Origin of the sequence: Skermania piniformis (assembly GCF_019285775.1) — a bacterium.
In the GTDB taxonomy this organism is placed as follows: domain Bacteria; phylum Actinomycetota; class Actinomycetes; order Mycobacteriales; family Mycobacteriaceae; genus Skermania; species Skermania pinensis.
In genome coordinates, this window is record NZ_CP079105.1 from 2,377,928 (window position 1) to 2,395,418 (window position 17,491).

Genomic DNA, 17,491 nt, shown 5'->3' on the forward strand with positions numbered 1-17,491 from the left:
CTCAGATCTTGTCCACCGTGGCCAGCGCCTCGACCAACAGGTCGTGCGCCCGCTCCAACACGCGAGTGCGGTCGGCCAGCGAATGCCGGCCGTCCTCGGCGTCGAGACCGGCCAGCAGCGCCGCGATGTCGTCCCGGATCTGTTCGGGGTCGGCGAACCCGGTACCGCCGGCCAGGTGCTGTCCGGGTTTGGGCCCGGGTTTGGGCATGGACGTCACACGGCCACGCTAGCCGATCTCGGTGGTGCCCGGAACGAGCGGGACCGCCGGTCCGGCCAGCACGGTCCGTTCCTCCCAGCGCCGCAAGGCGGCTGCCGCCGCCGGCCCGAGCGGCCGCAACTCGCCGAACTCGGGGTTCGCCCACGCCGTAGCGACCGCCGCCGCAAGTCCGGCAGCGTCATCACCCAACCCGTCGGCGGCCGACTCCACGCCGCCCGACCGGCTGAGCAGCACATCCGTTCCGTCGAACTCGGCTCGCCAGCCGGCCCGGCCGGCCGCGGCTGCGCGCTCGATCGGGCGGTTGATCGCATCGAGCGCGAACGCGACGAAACTCGGTCGCTGCTCGACCGGCGCCCGGAGTAGGTCGCGAACGGTCGATACGCCGGTCAGCACCAACAACGAATCCACCTCGGCGGCGTTGGCTCCCGCGATGTCGGTATCCAAGCGGTCTCCGACGACCAAGGCGCGCTGTGCACCGGCCCGGTTCAGCGAGTCGATCATGATCGGACGAGCCGGCTTACCGGCGACGTCGGGACTGCGATCGGTCGCCGCGCGCACCGCCGCGACCATCGACCCGTTTCCCGGCGCGAGCCCGCGCTCGGTCGGCAACGTGGCGTCGGTGTTCGTCGCGACCCAATCGGCGCCGGCCCGGATGGCGAACGACGCTTCGGCCAGCATCGCCCACCCGGTATCCGGATTGTGGCCCTGCACCACCGCCTTCGGCCGCTCGTCGGCACTGCGCACCGGGCGCAAACCCACCGCCGCAATCTCGGCAGCCAGCGCGTCGGTGCCGACCACCAGCACCGCCGACCCCGGCGCCAAGCGCCGGGCCAGCACGCCGGCGGCGGCCTGCGCACTGGTCACCACATCGTCCGCGATCGCCGGAAAACCGAGCTCACGCAAATGCTCGGCAACCGTCTCGGGTCCCCGGCTGGCGTTGTTGGTCACATACAACAGCCGCTGCCCCGAGCCTTCGACCATATCCCCGGCCAACGCCGCTGCCGCACCGGGCACCGCGTGTGCGCCGACGTACAGTGTGCCGTCCAGGTCCAGCAGTAGCGCGTCGTATCCAGCGCGCAGGATCACGAACTCTCCCCGGTGCTTTCAGCGCTTTCAGTGCCTTCGGCGAATTCCGCAACTCGCTCTTCGGCGTCGGTGACACCCTCGGTGTCGGCCGCCGCCGCATTGAGAAACCAGGTCAGCGCGTCGGCCGACCGGCCTGCGGCGACCAGCGCCTCGGCGTAGGCGTAGAACAGCCGCGCCGCAGTCGACCCGGTCCGCGCCGGGTCGAGGTCGCGGGTCTGCAACACCACCACCGCCTGATCCGGCTGCCCCAGGTCGAGTCGCGCGCCGGCCTCGACAATCCGTAACTCGATCGCTTCGTCGCCGGTCAACGAACGGCCCTCCGGACTGCGGACCAACTCGATCGCCCGTTCCGGGCGGCCGAGCCCACGCTCGCAGTCGGCCATCACCGAGAGCAACGTATTGCCACCCGCCATCCGGCGGGCGGCGCGTAGCTCGGCCAAAGCTTCCGCCCACTCGCCGGCGTGATACGCAGCTACACCGGCGGTTTCCCGAACCACCGCAATCCGGCCCGCGCGACGGCGAGCTGCCCGTGCGTACTCCAACGCGGCCGCCGGGTCGTCGTCGAGCAACCGGCCGGCCATCAGCAGTTGCCGCGCCACGGTGTCGGCATTGTTTCGGTCCAGCGACAGCAGGTCGCGACGAATCTCGGCCGGCAACTCGTCTGCCGAGGCATCATCCGGGAGCTCGGGTTCGGGCGGACGTGGCGCTCGGCGCTCGTCCGATGCCTTCGGACCGGGCCGCGATCCCGGCCGCCCACCGGTCCGTGGGCCCGACGGGCGTCCGCCTGCCGAACCGCCGCGGAAATTTCTCCGCTCGTCGCTGGGCACCACGACTCCCCTGTTCTGTTCGACATCTGTAGACGGTCTGCCTTCGAAAGACCATAAGCATTTCGAATGCCGTGAGGCCCTCCAGGTTTCTGGAGGGCCTCGCGGGGTGAAGGGGTGTTCGGCGGTGTCCTACTCTCCCACACTCTGTCGGGTGCAGTACCATCGGCGCTGGCAGGCTTAGCTTCCGGGTTCGGGATGGGTCCGGGCGTTTCCCTGTCGCTGTGGCCGCCGTAACGGGGTGAAACAACGGTTCCGCGTTGTGCGGTGGTGGGGTGTTGTTTCAGATACTGGGCAGTGGACGTATATGTGTGTTGTAAGTTGTCGGCCGGTTAGTACCAGTCACCTGCACTCATTGCTGAGCTTCCAGTTCTGGCCTATCAACCCCATGGTCTGTGGGGGGCCTTACACCCTCTAAGGGGTGGGGAAACCTCATCTTGGAACGGGCTTCCCGCTTAGATGCTTTCAGCGGTTATCCCTTCCGAACGTGGCCAACCAGCGGTGCTCCTGGCGGAACAACTGGCACACCAGAGGTTCGTCCGTCCCGGTCCTCTCGTACTAGGGACAGGTTTCCTCAAGTTTCCTACGCGCGCGGCGGATAGAGACCGAACTGTCTCACGACGTTCTAAACCCAGCTCGCGTGCCGCTTTAATGGGCGAACAGCCCAACCCTTGGGACCTACTCCAGCCCCAGGATGCGACGAGCCGACATCGAGGTGCCAAACCATCCCGTCGATATGGACTCTTGGGGAAGATCAGCCTGTTATCCCCGGGGTACCTTTTATCCGTTGAGCGACACCACTTCCACACGTGGGTGCCGGATCACTAGTCCCGACTTTCGTCCCTGCTCGACATGTCTGTCTCACAGTCAAGCTCCCTTGTGCACTTGCACTCGACACCTGATTGCCAACCAGGCTGAGGGAACCTTTGGGCGCCTCCGTTACATTTTGGGAGGCAACCGCCCCAGTTAAACTACCCACCAGGCACTGTCCCTGAACCCGATCAGGGTCCGAGGTTAGATGTCCACTACGGTCAGAGTGGTATTTCAACAATGACTCCACCCACACTGGCGTGCGGGTTTCACAGTCTCCCACCTATCCTACACAAACCGTACCGAACACCAATACCAAGCTGTAGTGAAGGTCCCGGGGTCTTTTCGTCCTGCCGCGCGTAACGAGCATCTTTACTCGTAATGCAATTTCGCCGAGTCTGTGGTTGAGACAGCAGAGAAGTCGTTACGCCATTCGTGCAGGTCGGAACTTACCCGACAAGGAATTTCGCTACCTTAGGATGGTTATAGTTACCACCGCCGTTTACCGGGGCTTAAATTCTCAGCGTCGCCCTCACGGGCTAACCGGTCCTCTTAACCTTCCGGCACCGGGCAGGCGTCAGTCCGTATACATCGTCTTACGACTTCGCACGGACCTGTGTTTTTAGTAAACAGTCGCTTCTCTCTGGTCTCTGCGACCACACCCAGCTCCCACCGCAAGGGTGTTCACCAGACGTGGTCCCCCTTCTCCCGAAGTTACGGGGGCATTTTGCCGAGTTCCTTAACCACAGTTCTCTCGATCGCCTCGGTATTCTCTACCTGACCACCTGTGTCGGTTTGGGGTACGGGCCGTGTATCAACTCGTTAGAGGCTTTTCTCGGCAGCATAGGATCACTGAATTCGCCTCATTCGGCTACGCGTCACCTCTCAGGCTGTATGAACCACGGATTTACCTGCGATTCGCCCTACAGGCTTACACCAGTACAACCATCGACTGGCCCAGCTACCTTCCTGCGTCACCCCATCACTTGACTACTACACCCAGGGTCCCGCGCAGCCCCGTCACGTCACCCGAAGGTGATCGATCAGGATTTGGGCGGTTAGCACAGATGATTCGCCATCGGGCGCGGATACACGGGTACGGGAATATCAACCCGTTGTCCATCGACTACGCCTGTCGGCCTCGCCTTAGGTCCCGACTCACCCTGGGCGGATTAACCTGCCCCAGGAACCCTTGGTCATTCGGCGGACGAGTTTCTCACTCGTCTTTCGCTACTCATGCCTGCATTCTCACTCCCACACCCTCCACCACTGGCTCACGCCGTGGCTTCCCAGGATGCAGGACGCTCCCCTACCCACCCACACACCTGGCTCCCACCCCGCAAGGCAGGAGCAAGCTAACGTGTGAGTGCCGCGGCTTCGGCGGTGTACTTGAGCCCCGCTACATTGTCGGCGCAGAACCACTTGACCAGTGAGCTATTACGCACTCTTTCAAGGGTGGCTGCTTCTAAGCCAACCTCCTGGTTGTCTTCGCGACTCCACATCCTTTTCCACTTAGTACACGCTTAGGGGCCTTAGCCGGCGATCTGGGCTGTTTCCCTCTCGACTACGAACCTTATCGCCCGCAGTCTCACTGCCACGCTCTCACCCACCGGCATTCGGAGTTTGGCTGATTTCGGTAAGCTTGTAGGCCCCCTAGACCATCCAGTAGCTCTACCTCCGGTGGGAAACACGCGACGCTGCACCTAAATGCATTTCGGGGAGAACCAGCTATCACGGAGTTTGATTGGCCTTTCACCCCTACCCACAACTCATCCCCTCAGTTTTCAACCTAAGTGGGTTCGGGCCTCCACAACATCTTACTGCTGCTTCACCCTGGCCATGGGTAGATCACTCCGCTTCGGGTCCAGAACACGCGACTGACATCCCATCACTGGAACGAACGCCCTCTTCGGACTCGCTTTCGCTACGGCTACCCCACCCGGGTTAACCTCGCCACATGCCACTGACTCGCAGGCTCATTCTTCAAAAGGCACGCCATCACCAGCAACCCACTGAAGGATTCACCAGCTCTGACGGATTGTAAGCGCACGGTTTCAGGTACTATTTCACTCCCCTCCCGGGGTACTTTTCACCTTTCCCTCACGGTACTAGTCCGCTATCGGTCACCAGGGAGTATTCAGGCTTACCGGGTGGTCCCGGCAGATTCACAGCAGATTCCACGAGCCCGCTGCTACTCGGGTATCACTCACGCCAGCCGTCATGTTTTCACCTACCGGACTCTCACCGACTCTGGCGGGCCGTCCCAGACCACTTCGGTTAACACAACGGTTTCTCACTGACGCTCACCACAGCGGTGATGAGACAAGCAACCCCACAACCCCACACGCGCAACCCCCGCCGGGTATCACACACGCATGGTTTAGCCTCATCCGCTTTCGCTCGCCACTACTCACGGAATCACAATTGTTTTCTCTTCCTGTGGGTACTGAGATGTTTCACTTCCCCACGTTCCCTCCCGCACCCTATATATTCAGGCACGGGTAACACCACATCACTGGTGCTGGGTTACCCCATTCGGACACCCTCGGATCTCAGCTCGGTTGACAGCTCCCCGAGGCTTATCGCAGCCTCCCACGTCCTTCATCGGCTCCTGGTGCCAAGGCATCCACCGTACGCTCTTACACACTTACAACAACAAAAAACATTACTCGACAAAACACACCGAGTGCTTTCACACAAGAGTGTTTATCAAAGATGCTCTACGTCCACTGTCCAGTTCTCAAACAACACCCACCAACCCCCATCACACATCACCCACCAGACACCCCCCGCACATCCCCCAACCCCCCACCAAAAAACAAGTGAGAGAAAATAACCAGGGGAAACAAAGCAGAGAGTCGATGTAGGCGACCCGGAGATCGGCACCACCAGAAACAACAACGCGTGTTGCCTCAGGACCCGACAGTGTGTTGACCACCCCAACCCCCACCCCCACACAGGGAGACGAGAACCGAGATACGGATGCCAGCGTTCCACGCCACTCGAGCAACCACCCAGCCCACCCACGGGACCGGCATGGCCACCCCCACCCCACACAATGTGAGGCAGTGATGATGCTCCTTAGAAAGGAGGTGATCCAGCCGCACCTTCCGGTACGGCTACCTTGTTACGACTTCGTCCCAATCGCCGATCCCACCTTCGACCGCTCCCTCCCACAAAGGGGTTAGGCCACGGGCTTCGGGTGTTACCGACTTTCATGACGTGACGGGCGGTGTGTACAAGGCCCGGGAACGTATTCACCGCAGCATTGCTGATCTGCGATTACTAGCGACTCCGACTTCACGGGGTCGAGTTGCAGACCCCGATCCGAACTGAGACCGGCTTTAAGGGATTCGCTCCACCTCACGATATCGCAACCCTCTGTACCGGCCATTGTAGCATGTGTGAAGCCCTGGACATAAGGGGCATGATGACTTGACGTCGTCCCCACCTTCCTCCGAGTTGACCCCGGCAGTCTCCTGCAAGTCCCCGCCATAACGCGCTGGCAATACAGGACAAGGGTTGCGCTCGTTGCGGGACTTAACCCAACATCTCACGACACGAGCTGACGACAGCCATGCACCACCTGTACACCAACCACAAGGGAACTGATATCTCTACCAGCGTCTGGTGTATGTCAAACCCAGGTAAGGTTCTTCGCGTTGCATCGAATTAATCCACATGCTCCGCCGCTTGTGCGGGCCCCCGTCAATTCCTTTGAGTTTTAGCCTTGCGGCCGTACTCCCCAGGCGGGGCGCTTAATGCGTTAGCTACGGCACGGATCCCGTGGAAGGAAACCCACACCTAGCGCCCACCGTTTACGGCGTGGACTACCAGGGTATCTAATCCTGTTCGCTACCCACGCTTTCGCTCCTCAGCGTCAGTTACTGCCCAGAGACCCGCCTTCGCCACCGGTGTTCCTCCTGATATCTGCGCATTTCACCGCTACACCAGGAATTCCAGTCTCCCCTGCAGTACTCAAGTCTGCCCGTATCGACCGCACGCCCACAGTTGAGCTGCGAGTTTTCACGATCGACGCGACAAACCGCCTACGAGCTCTTTACGCCCAGTAATTCCGGACAACGCTCGCACCCTACGTATTACCGCGGCTGCTGGCACGTAGTTGGCCGGTGCTTCTTCTGAAGGTACCGTCACCCCGAAAGGCTTCGTCCCAACCGAAAGAGGTTTACAACCCGAAGGCCGTCATCCCCCACGCGGCGTCGCTGCATCAGGCTTCCGCCCATTGTGCAATATTCCCCACTGCTGCCTCCCGTAGGAGTCTGGGCCGTGTCTCAGTCCCAGTGTGGCCGGACACCCTCTCAGGCCGGCTACCCGTCGTCGCCTTGGTAGGCCATTACCCCACCAACAAGCTGATAGGCCGCGGGCCCATCCCAGACCGCAAAAGCTTTCCACCACACCACATGCGCAGCATGGTCATATCCGGTATTAGACCCAGTTTCCCAAGCTTATCCCAGAGTCCAGGGCAGATCACCCACGTGTTACTCACCCGTTCGCCACTCGTGTACCCGAAGGCCTTACCGTTCGACTTGCATGTGTTAAGCACGCCGCCAGCGTTCGTCCTGAGCCAGGATCAAACTCTCCGTCGACAACCAACAACACACCACACACCCCCACACAAAAGGCGGGAACACACAGCATGTATCAGAAATAAACGAGAGCAGAACCACATTCCACTCAACAAAAACGCCAACACAAAATGTTGACAAAAAAACAAAACCCACACCCACCCAAACACAAACCCCTAAAGGCCTGCACCCAGACAAATGCGAGCCAAACAATGGCACCAACATCCATCAACACACTATCGAGTTCTCAAACAACACACACACCGGATAATTGTCTCCAACTTCCCGGCGCAACCCGCACAAACTATCTCGCTTCGATCACGCCTGTCAAATCGGCGCGCCCGAAGACTGAGTAGTTTAGTCTCGGATTTATCAGCTACATCTTAGTGCTCGGCTCGGTCTCCCGGGCCAGGCGCAGCAGATCGTGTCTCGCTGACTTGAACTAAGTTACAGGCTCGATACCGGTTCGTCAACTCGGTGCGACACAGCTCACATCCGAACCCGAAACCGCAGGTCAGAGCGTGCGGCTGACGCCGGCTACGTTCCGCTTTCCGCGACGCAGGACGAGCCACCGGTCGTGGAGGAAGTCGTCGGAGTCCGGTGTCCAGTCCACCGAGCCGATTCGCTGGTTGTTCACCGACGCACCGCCCTCGCCCACCGTGCGCCGAGCCGCCGCGCGGCTCTCACTCAGGCCGGTGGCGACCAACAGGTCCACGATCGTCGGTTGCCCGGCCGGCAACTCGGCGATCGACGCTTCGGCCAACGCCGCACCGAGCGTCGCGCTGTCCAACTCGCCGAGCTCCGCCCGGCCGAAAAGCGCCTGGCTGGCCAGCTCGACCCGGCGGGTCTGCTCGGCCCCGTGCACCAACGTCGTCATCTCGGCGGCCAAGCGGCGCTGCGCTTCTCGATCCTGTGGCCGTTGCTCGGTCGCTGCCGCGAGTTCGGCCAGCTCATCGGCGGTCAGAAAGGTGAACCAACGCAGGTACCGGACGACGTCCGCATCCGCGGTGTTGCGGAAGTACTGGTACCAGGCATACGGGCTGGTCATCTCCGAGTCGAGCCACAGGCTCCCACCGCCGGTGGACTTGCCGAACTTCTTCCCATCCGCCGCGGTGACCAGCGGCACGGTCAGCGCATGCACGTGGGCGCCGTCGACCTTGCGGTTGAGATCGACCCCGGCGAGGATATTTCCCCACTGATCCGAGCCACCGACCTGCACGGTGCAGCCGTACGACCGACGCAAGTGCAGATAGTCGTTGGCCTGCAACAACATATAGCTGAACTCGGTGAAGGAGATCCCGTCGGTATCCAGCCGTCGTTTCACGACGTCCCGGCCGAGCATCACGTTCACCGAAAAGTGTTTGCCGACGTCCCGCAAGAAGTCGATCGCGGACATCCCGGCGGTCCATTCCACGTTGTCGACGATCCGCCCGGCAGACGGCGCATCGCCCAACTCGATGAACCGCGCCAACTGGGATCGGATCCGCTCGGCCCATTCGGCGACCGTGTCGGTCGAGTGCATCGCGCGCTCGCCGACCTCGCGCGGATCGCCGATCAACCCGGTGGCACCACCGGCGAGCACGATCGGTCGGTGGCCGGCGCGCTGGAACCTCGACATCGTCAACAACGGCACCAGGTGCCCGGCATGCAGGCTCGGTGCGGTCGGGTCGAAGCCCGAGTAGACGGTCAACGGGCCGGCGGCCGCAGCCGCGTGCAGCTCGGCGAGATCGGTCGACTGCGATATCAGACCGCGCCAGCTGAGTTCGTCGACGATGTCGTTCACGGTACGGATCATTCCGCAACCCCGACCGCCGGCGCACGCGGGCTGCGGCGATACCCGGAAACCGCGGCCGAGCCGGGCAGCCACAGCCGCCATGGCCGGTCGGCGGCGACGCTGACACCGACGCGCGGGCCTCGCTCGGCGCGCATCGGAGCGGCCAGCTGCAGCCGGATCGGCGATCGCGCCGACAGCAGGTCGACACCGTAGTCGTCGAGTGTGATGCCGAGCGCCCGGCCCAGATTCCCCGGTCCGCGCGCGAAATCGGCCGGCTGTCGCGCCGCCGGACGGCGGTCCCGGACCAGATCCGCCCCCGCGATCACTTCACCTGCCCGCAGCAGCACCGCCGCCGCCGCACCGGGCGGACCGCAGACGACGTTCACACAGCGGTGAATGCCGTAGCTCAGGTAGACGTAGAGCCGCCCCGGCGGCCCGAACATGACCTGATTGCGCGAGGTCGGGCCCGGATAGGAGTGCGCGGCCGGGTCCGGCCACGGTCCGGCTGGATCGGACCCGTAGGCCTCGACCTCGACGATGCGCACGGTGACCGGCCCGGTCGTCAGGGTGGCGCCGAGCAGCCGGACGGCGGCGGTCACCGGATCGGCGGCGAGCTGGTCGACCGTCATCGGGCCGATTTCTCCTGCCGATGCGGTACCCGGCTGCGCACCTTTCGCGGCACTGTCCGAGCGGCCGGCTCATCGAGCAGCGCGCGCCAGTAAATCCTCGTGCTCGGCCGGATCGGTGATCGAACGGGCGTCATCGACCAGCAACACCGGAATGCCGTCCTCGATCGGATAGGCCAGCCGCAATCGCGGGTTGTAGAAGAGTTCGTCGACCGGGTCGATGCCGATGCCGCGTACCAGCAGCAGCGGTCCTTTGTCCTTCGGACAGGCCAGGATGCTCAGCAGAGTCTCGTCCACCCCGCACACGTTAGCGTCGATCATTCCGGTTCGCCGAAAATCTCTTTCGCCATCGCCACGGTGAGCTCCTTGTAGTGACCGTCACGCCAGTCGTAGTACCACGCCCGCGGACCCGGTTGGGGCCGCCCGGCAGCCCGCACCGCGGCTGCGCTGGGCCGGTAGGACGCACCGACCGGAATGTCGTCGACCACATGAACGACGTCCGGGCGCTGCGCGGCGACCAAGCCGTACATGCCGTCGGTCAGATCCTGCACCTCCAGCCGATAACCCTTGCGCACGGAGACCGCCGCCACCGCAACCTGACGCTGCTCGGCGGCGGGCAGCCCGTAGACAACTTCCAGATCCACTGCGGAGATTTCGTTCAAGGCACCGGCGATCGGTTGGGTGAACACCGGACCCCGTGCGGTGTCGATCACCGTGTGCTTGTTGTCGACCAACCAGTAGTCGCCGTCCCGGTCCCGCCGGAACAAGCTCTCGGTCGGCAGCCAGGCGTCGCCCGCGGCGAACACCCCGCGCATACCGTCCTTCGACGCGTCTACCACCGGACTCGCCTTGCTCAGCAGCAGACCCACCTCGTCGTCCGCACACCGTCGGACGAAGCCACGGTTGTCCACCTCGAACTCGTCGGCGATCGGGTCGTAGGCGGCCAGCTCGACCGAGGCGGTACCCGGCACCGGTCGGCCCTCGCAACCCGCCTTGACCCCGGCCACGTTCGCCAACACGATGTCACCTTCGGTGGCAGCGTAGAACTCCAGCACGCGGGCGGGGGTGAACTGGTCGACGGTGCGCCGCCACAATCCGGGTGGCATCCCCGACCCGATGAACAGCCGGATGGGGTGCTGGTGCTGCGGGCCGAATACATCTGCGTCCAGGATCTCGCGCAGCATCGTCCAGGTGTAGGTCACCACCGTGACGCCGTAGCGATGTACCTCCTCGGCGAACTTTGCCGGCTCCATCGAGCGTGCCAGCGCGATTCGCGAGCCGCCGGCAACCGCACCGCCGAGGCTCACCAGCAGGCCCGACGAGTGGTGCAGCGGAGCCAGGCAGTACACCGTGTCGCCGCGATCCAGATCGGCCGAGCTGGCGGTGCCGAACGCGGACAACGCCCACCGATAGTTGGTGATGTACTTGGCTTCCATTCCGTCGCCGGAGCCGGCGACCAGGATGAACGCCAGCTCCCGGGCGAGCCCCGGGTTGGGTCGATACCACCCGGGCACATCGACCAGGTCCGGGTCGATCTGTTCCAGATCCACCACGCGTTCGCCGGTCGGCACCGAAAGTCCACGCGCGTCGCCACCGCCGAGCACCAGCACCTTGCAGCCGGCGGTCGCCGCCGCCGCGACGTTCTGCGGATCGGTGATCAGCGTCGAGATCCCGGTCAATCGGATCGCCGCAGCGAGGTCTCCGCCGGGGGCGAGCAGGACCGAGACCGCGCCGAGTCGGGACAACGCCGCCACCGCCGCCAAACCGGACGGCCGTGTCTCCATCAGCACCCCGACCCGGCCGGCCGGGCGGACCCCGGCCTGGATGAGGCCTTTCACCACATTGTCGATCCGGGTGTTCACCGCGGCGTTGGTATGTACCCGGTCGTCGAAGATGAAGCTCTGCCCCAGCGGCGCCCGGCGGCCCTGCTCGGCGAGCATGCTGCCCAACGAGATCTGGGTGTGCGGCTGCAACTGGCCCAGCCGGGAAAGCCGCGGCAGCGCCCGCGCCGCCTCGCCGGAGAACTCGACGCTGCTGCGGATCCGGCTACCGGCGAAACCGATGATGCCGCGACTGACGGTGGTGCCGACCTCGGCGGCCGTGGCCGCCGTGTGCATCATCCGCTCGACCGGGGTGGGCGGGCGGTGCTGGTCGGGATCATCCTCCAGCATCGGCTCGATCATGTCCGGCATCGATCCGACGCCATCGCGCCACCGCACCCAGTCGGCCACCAACGGCCAGGTGATCGTGGCCGCGGTATTACCCGCGACCAGTCCGAAATGCCCTGCACGCAGGCGCATCTCGTAGATGTCGGCATTCGGTGCGGCCCGCTTGATGCCACGCACCGCCGCCGGCACCCCGATGTCGTCCAGCTCGCCGACGAACGCCAGGATCGGGCAGGTGATCTCGGCCAGGGTCACCGGTTGGTCGGCGATCACGAAACCGCCGGAAACCATCCGGTTGTGGACCACGAACTGCTTGAGCAGATCGGCGAGCGCCGGGCCGGCGTAGCCGACCCAACCGTCCTGTTCCAGGAATCGACGCTGCCGCTCCCGGGGCAACAACGCTTCCCGGTCGTGCAGCTGCCGGACGAAATCGACCCGGGCCCGCACCGTCTTCACCGGATCGAGCAGCTGGAAGCCGGTGCGAACCATCGAGTCGCTGAGCGAGAACCGGCTCACCACGTGATCGGCGATGAACTCCGCCACCGACGAGGTGAAATCGGCCGGGAGCCCGAACGGGAGCCCCGCAACCAGATCGACCGGGCTGCCGAAGGTGATCAAGCTGGCGATTCCGTCGGTCCGGCGGAACGCCGCGACCTGATAGCCGAACATGCCACCCTGGGAGTAGCCGGCCAGGTGGATCGGCCGGCCGCCGGTGCGGCGCAGCACCGCGTCGATGGCGTCGTTGCAGGCGACCACGTGGTCGGCGAGATCGCGTTTCCAGCCGCCCTCCTCGGTCTCCGGTGCACCGAAGTCGACCACCCACGTATCGATGCCCGCGCGGGACAGGATGCCGATCGCGCCCTTGTCGGTGGTCACGTCGTAGACGTCGGCGGCGACCATCAGCGGGGGGATCAGCAGCGCGACCGGTCGGTCCGGGGTGTCGTCGCCGGGGAAGTAGTGTCGGAGCCGAAAGTTCGGCTTCCGCTCGACGACCTCGAAGGGGGACGACTCGTCGTCGGTCGCGAGTCCGCCGAACCGGATCACTTCGAGCCCGTTCTGCGCTGTCGCGATCAGCCGCTGCACCTGGCCGACGATGCCCACGTTCCGATCCTCCACAACTGCTCCCACCACCGCGGTGACTGACGCCACATCGATCAACGACCCCCTGAGCTTGTCATAAAGTTCCGCTCGGCGCTGCCGGCCCAGCCGCTCCGTCGGTCCAGCCGCGCAAGCTGCCGGCGACCCGCCGGACGGCGGCGAGCTGCTCGGCGACCCGCACCTCGGCGGTACCGCCCCGCGCATCCCGGGACGCGATCGAACCGCGCACGGTGAGCACGTCGCGCACGGCCGGGGTGAGGGCCGGGTCGATCGCGGCGAACTCGTCGTCGGTCAGCTCGGCCAGCCCCACGCCGCGCGCCTCGGCGACCCGGACACAGGCGCCGGCTGCCTCGTGCGATACCCGGAACGGCACGCCCGCCCGGACGAGCCATTCGGCGATATCGGTAGCCAAGGTGAACCCCGCCGGCGCCAGCTCGGCCATCCGATCGGTGTGGAACTCCAGCGTGCCGACCATCCCGGCGAGTGCCGGCAGGAGCAACTCCAGTTGTGCCACCGAGTCGAACAGCGGCTCCTTGTCCTCCTGTAGGTCCCGGTTGTAGGCCAACGGCTGCGCCTTCAAGGTGGCCAGGAGCCCGGCCAGGTTGCCGATCAGCCGGCCGGCCTTGCCCCGGGTCAGCTCGGCGACGTCCGGGTTCTTCTTCTGCGGCATGATCGACGAACCGGTCGACCAGGCGTCGGCCAGCGTCACATAGCCGAACTCCGGCGTGCTCCAGGCGATCACGTCTTCGGCCAGGCGAGAAAGATCGACCGCGATCAATGCCAGGACGAACGCCGCCTCGGCCGCGAAGTCGCGGGCCGACGTGGCATCGATCGAATTCGCAGCGGCTGTCGCGAAACCGAGATCGGCGGCGATCGCGTCCGGGTCCAGTCCGAGCGACGACCCGGCCAGCGCGCCCGATCCGTACGGCGACACCGCCGTCCGACGATCGAAATCCTGCAGCCGGTCGATATCGCGCAGCAACGGATGGGCGTGCGCGAGTAGATGATGCGGTAGCAGAACCGGCTGTGCGGCCTGGAGATGGGTCTTGCCCGGCATGACCGCATCCGGATGTGCGGCGGCCTGTCCGGCCAGCGCGTCGACCACGTCCAGCAGCCCGGCACCGACCCGCCGGACCGCGTCGCGTAACCACATCCGGAACAGCGTGGCGACCTGGTCGTTACGCGAGCGCCCGGCCCGCAGCCGGCCCCCCAGATCCGGCCCGACCCGCTCGATCAATCCGCGTTCCAGCGCGCCGTGCACGTCTTCGTCGGTCTCGGCCGGGACGAATACGCCCGACGCGACATCGACGGCCAATCGGTCCAACCCGTCCTGCATCGCCGCCAGCTCGCCGCCGTCGAGCAGACCGGCCCGGTGCAGAACCTTGGCGTGCGCGCGGGACGCGCGCACGTCGTAGGGCGCGAGCACCCAATCGAACTGGGTGGAGCGGCTCAGCGCCGCCATCGCGGCGGCCGGACCGGCACTGAACCGGCCGCCCCAGAGCGCCCCCTGGTTCGTGGTGGGCTGGTCGGTGGCCGGGGACGGCACGCTCACCGGCCGAGCTCCCGCACGTCGCGGTCGCGCTTCGCGGCGATCGTCGAGGACAGCCCGTGCAACTGCACGAAACCCTTCGCCGCCGACTGGTCGAAGCGGTCACCTTCGTCGTAGGTCGCGAGGTTGAAGTCGTAGAGCGAGGACAAGCTGCGCCGACCGTTGACGATCACCTGGCCGCCGTGCAAAACCAGCCGGATGTCGCCGCCGACGTGCTCCTGGGTCTTGGTCACGAAGACATCGAGCGCTTCCTTCAGCGGCGAGAACCACAAGCCGTCGTAGACCAGCTCGCTCCAGCGTTGCTCGAGTTGCCGCTTGTACCGACCCAATTCCCGCTCGAGCGTGACGTGCTCGAGCTCCTGGTGCGCGGTGATCAGCGTCATCGCACCCGGGGCCTCGTAGATCTCCCGGCTCTTGATCCCGACCAGCCGGTCCTCGACGACGTCGAGCCGACCGACGCCCTGCGCTCCGGCCCGCCGGTTGAGCTCGACGATCGCGTCCAGCACCGACACCGGCCGGCCGTCGATCGCGACCGGCCGGCCCCGCTCGAAGGTGATGATCAGCTCGTCCGGCGCGGCGAAGTTCAGCGTCGGGTCCTGGGTGTAGTCGTAGACGTCCTTGGTCGGCGCGTTCCACAGATCCTCCAGGAAGCCGGTCTCGACCGCGCGCCCCCAGACATTCTGATCGATCGAGAACGGGGATCGCTTGGTCACGTTGATCGGGATGCCGTTGTCCTCGGCGAACGCGATCGCCCGCTCGCGGGTCCAGGCGTAGTCCCGCACCGGGGCGAGGACCTGCAGGTCCGGCGCCAACGTGTTGAAGCCGACCTCGAATCGGACCTGATCGTTGCCCTTGCCGGTGCAGCCGTGTGATACCACGGTGCCGCCGTGCGCCCGGGCCGCAGCGACCAGATGTTTCACGATCAGCGGCCGGCTGATCGCGGACACCAGCGGGTAGCGATCCATGTACAGCGCGTTCGCCTGCACCGTGGGCAGGCAGTAGTCGTCGGCGAACTCGTTACGCGCATCGATCACCACCGACTCGACCGCACCGCAGTCGAGCGCACGCCGGCGCACCACCTCCATGTCCTCGCCGCCCTGGCCCAGGTCGATCGACACACAGACCACCTCGGCGCCGGTTTCCTTGCCTATCCAGCTGATCGCCACCGACGTGTCCAGGCCGCCGGAGTAAGCGAGAACGACGCGATCGGACATGGTTCGGGTCTCCTTCGTGTTACGGGGTCCTGCGGGTTGATCGGTTGTGCGGGAGTCGCGTCAAGCGAGGTGTTCGATCCGGGCAGCCAGGTCGGCGCCGGTGGTGGGTTCCCGGGCAACGACGATGATCGTGTCGTCACCGGCGATGGTGCCGGCGATCTCGGCCAGCGCGGCCCGGTCCAACGCGCTGGCGAGGTACTGTGCGGCGCCCGGCGGGGTTCGCAGGACCACCAGATTGCCGCTGGCCTCGGTCGAGACCAGCAGCTCCCCCAGCAGCCGCGCCACCCGGTCGGTGCCGCCGGACACCCCGCGGACCGGGCTGCCGTCCTCCGGCACCACGTACACACCGACTCCGCCGTCGGCGCCGCGCAGTTTGACCGCGCCCAGCTCCTCCAGGTCGCGCGACAGAGTGGCCTGGGTGGTCTCGATCCCCTCGGCGCCCAGCAATTCGGCCAGCTCGGCCTGACTGTGCACCGGATGGGCGGCCAGCAGCTCGACGATCCGGGCATGCCGCGCGGCGCGGGTGCGTACCGCAGCAGCGGCATTCTGGGCGGTCATGTCCGCTGCTCCAGCAGCCAGACCAGCAACGCCTTCTGGGCGTGCAACCGGTTCTCCGCCTCGTCCCAGACCACCGAACGTGGACCGTCCAACACCTCGTCGGTGATCTCTTCACCGCGGTGTGCAGGCAGGCAGTGCAGTACCACCGCCGCCGCGTCGGCCCGATCCAGCAACGCGGCGTCGATCCGGAACGGCCGGAACGGGCCGACCCGGTCCAAGCCGTCGTCCTCTTGGCCCATCGAGGTCCAGGTATCGGTCACCAGCACATCCGCTCCGTCGACGGCGGCCCGTGGATCGGCACAGACCCGAACGCACGACCCGGTTTCGGCAGCTCTGGCCTGCGCGGCGGCCAGCACCGTGTGCTGCGGCTCGAATCCGGCCGGCGCGGCCACGGTCACGTTCAGCCCGGCCGTGGCGCCGCCGACCAGCAGCGAGTGGGCCATGTTGTTGGCGCCGTCACCGAGGTAGGTGAGGTTCAGCCCGGTCAGCCGGCCCTTGTGTTCGGCGATGGTCTGGAGATCGGCCAACACCTGGCACGGATGGAACTCGTCGGACAACGCGTTGATCACCGGAATCGTCGCCGTACCGGCCATCTCGTCGAGCCGATCCTGACCGAAGGTGCGCCAGACCACCGCGTCGACGAATCGGGACAGCACCCGTCCGGTGTCGGCGAGCGTCTCCTCCCGACCCAGCTGGGTACTACGGCCGTCCACCACGACCGCGTGCCCGCCGAGCTGGGCGATACCGACCTCGAAGGAGAACCGGGTACGGGTGGAGTTCTTCTCGAAGATCACCCCGACCGCGCGCGGCCCCTCCAGCGGGCGGCGCGAGTACGGTGCCGCCTTCAGGTCCGCCGCCAGCGCGAGTACCTGTGCCTGCTCGGCCGGGCTCAGGTCGTCGTCGCGGAGAAAGTGCCGCACGCCGCTCACCCCGTGGCTCCCCACCCGAGGCACCCCTGCTGCGTTCCCGCACCGGATTTCGCGG

General features: G+C 65.3%; 11 protein-coding genes and 3 rRNA genes. All 14 read right to left on the reverse strand.

The features are described 5' to 3' along the window. Position 1 precedes the first annotated feature (1 nt). The 14 genes from KV203_RS11080 to argF all read right to left on the reverse strand — a co-directional run bounded on the left by KV203_RS11080 (position 2) and on the right by argF (position 17,436). A complete protein-coding gene (locus tag KV203_RS11080) occupies positions 2-208 on the reverse strand; it encodes a hypothetical protein (protein WP_066473704.1) in 207 nt (68 codons plus the stop codon). An 18-nt stretch (positions 209-226) separates the two neighbouring features. Continuing rightward, positions 227-1,303 carry an HAD-IIA family hydrolase gene (locus tag KV203_RS11085; protein ID WP_083530277.1) on the reverse strand — a complete coding sequence of 359 codons (1,077 nt, stop codon included), beginning with the start codon at positions 1,301-1,303 and terminating at the stop codon, positions 227-229. Next, the gene (locus tag KV203_RS11090; protein ID WP_415640973.1) at positions 1,300-2,133 is read right to left on the reverse strand and encodes a hypothetical protein; all 834 of its coding nucleotides are present in this window, start codon (positions 2,131-2,133) and stop codon (positions 1,300-1,302) included. Before KV203_RS11090 ends, KV203_RS11085 begins: the two co-directional genes overlap by 4 nt. Before the next feature lie 113 nt (positions 2,134-2,246). After that, positions 2,247-2,363: ribosomal RNA gene (gene rrf, locus KV203_RS11095) — 5S ribosomal RNA — on the reverse strand. Positions 2,364-2,439: 76 nt separating this feature from the next. Further along, a 23S ribosomal RNA gene (locus KV203_RS11100) occupies positions 2,440-5,590 on the reverse strand. 432 nt (positions 5,591-6,022) lie between these two features. Beyond that, positions 6,023-7,544 (reverse strand): 16S ribosomal RNA (locus tag KV203_RS11105). The 16S, 23S and 5S rRNA genes sit together here, the layout of an rRNA operon. 493 nt (positions 7,545-8,037) lie before the next feature. Continuing rightward, positions 8,038-9,318 (reverse strand): tyrosine--tRNA ligase, encoded by a 1,281-nt coding sequence (tyrS, locus tag KV203_RS11110; protein ID WP_066470908.1) that lies wholly within the window; start codon positions 9,316-9,318, stop codon positions 8,038-8,040. After that, entirely contained in the window at positions 9,315-9,926 is a 612-nt protein-coding gene (locus KV203_RS11115) for a DNA-3-methyladenine glycosylase (protein WP_066470613.1), read from the reverse strand. Before KV203_RS11115 ends, tyrS begins: the two co-directional genes overlap by 4 nt. 69 nt (positions 9,927-9,995) lie before the next feature. After that, entirely contained in the window at positions 9,996-10,220 is a 225-nt protein-coding gene (locus tag KV203_RS11120; RefSeq protein ID WP_246600120.1) for a Trm112 family protein, read from the reverse strand. Positions 10,221-10,240: 20 nt separating this feature from the next. After that, entirely contained in the window at positions 10,241-13,183 is a 2,943-nt protein-coding gene (locus KV203_RS11125; RefSeq protein ID WP_246600946.1) for an alpha/beta fold hydrolase, read from the reverse strand. Between the two features lie 79 nt (positions 13,184-13,262). Further along, positions 13,263-14,732, reverse strand: a complete 1,470-nt coding sequence (gene argH, locus KV203_RS11130; protein ID WP_066470620.1) for an argininosuccinate lyase — start codon at positions 14,730-14,732, stop codon at positions 13,263-13,265. 2 nt (positions 14,733-14,734) lie between these two features. Continuing rightward, positions 14,735-15,949, reverse strand: coding sequence for an argininosuccinate synthase (locus KV203_RS11135; protein WP_066470622.1), 1,215 nt, complete (start codon positions 15,947-15,949; stop codon positions 14,735-14,737). Positions 15,950-16,009: 60 nt separating this feature from the next. Next, the gene (locus tag KV203_RS11140; RefSeq protein WP_066470623.1) at positions 16,010-16,507 is read right to left on the reverse strand and encodes an arginine repressor; all 498 of its coding nucleotides are present in this window, start codon (positions 16,505-16,507) and stop codon (positions 16,010-16,012) included. Beyond that, positions 16,504-17,436 carry an ornithine carbamoyltransferase gene (gene argF / locus KV203_RS11145; protein ID WP_066470626.1) on the reverse strand — a complete coding sequence of 311 codons (933 nt, stop codon included), beginning with the start codon at positions 17,434-17,436 and terminating at the stop codon, positions 16,504-16,506. The genes KV203_RS11140 and argF overlap by 4 nt, the downstream gene beginning before the upstream one ends. Between the last annotated feature and the right edge of the window lie 55 nt (positions 17,437-17,491).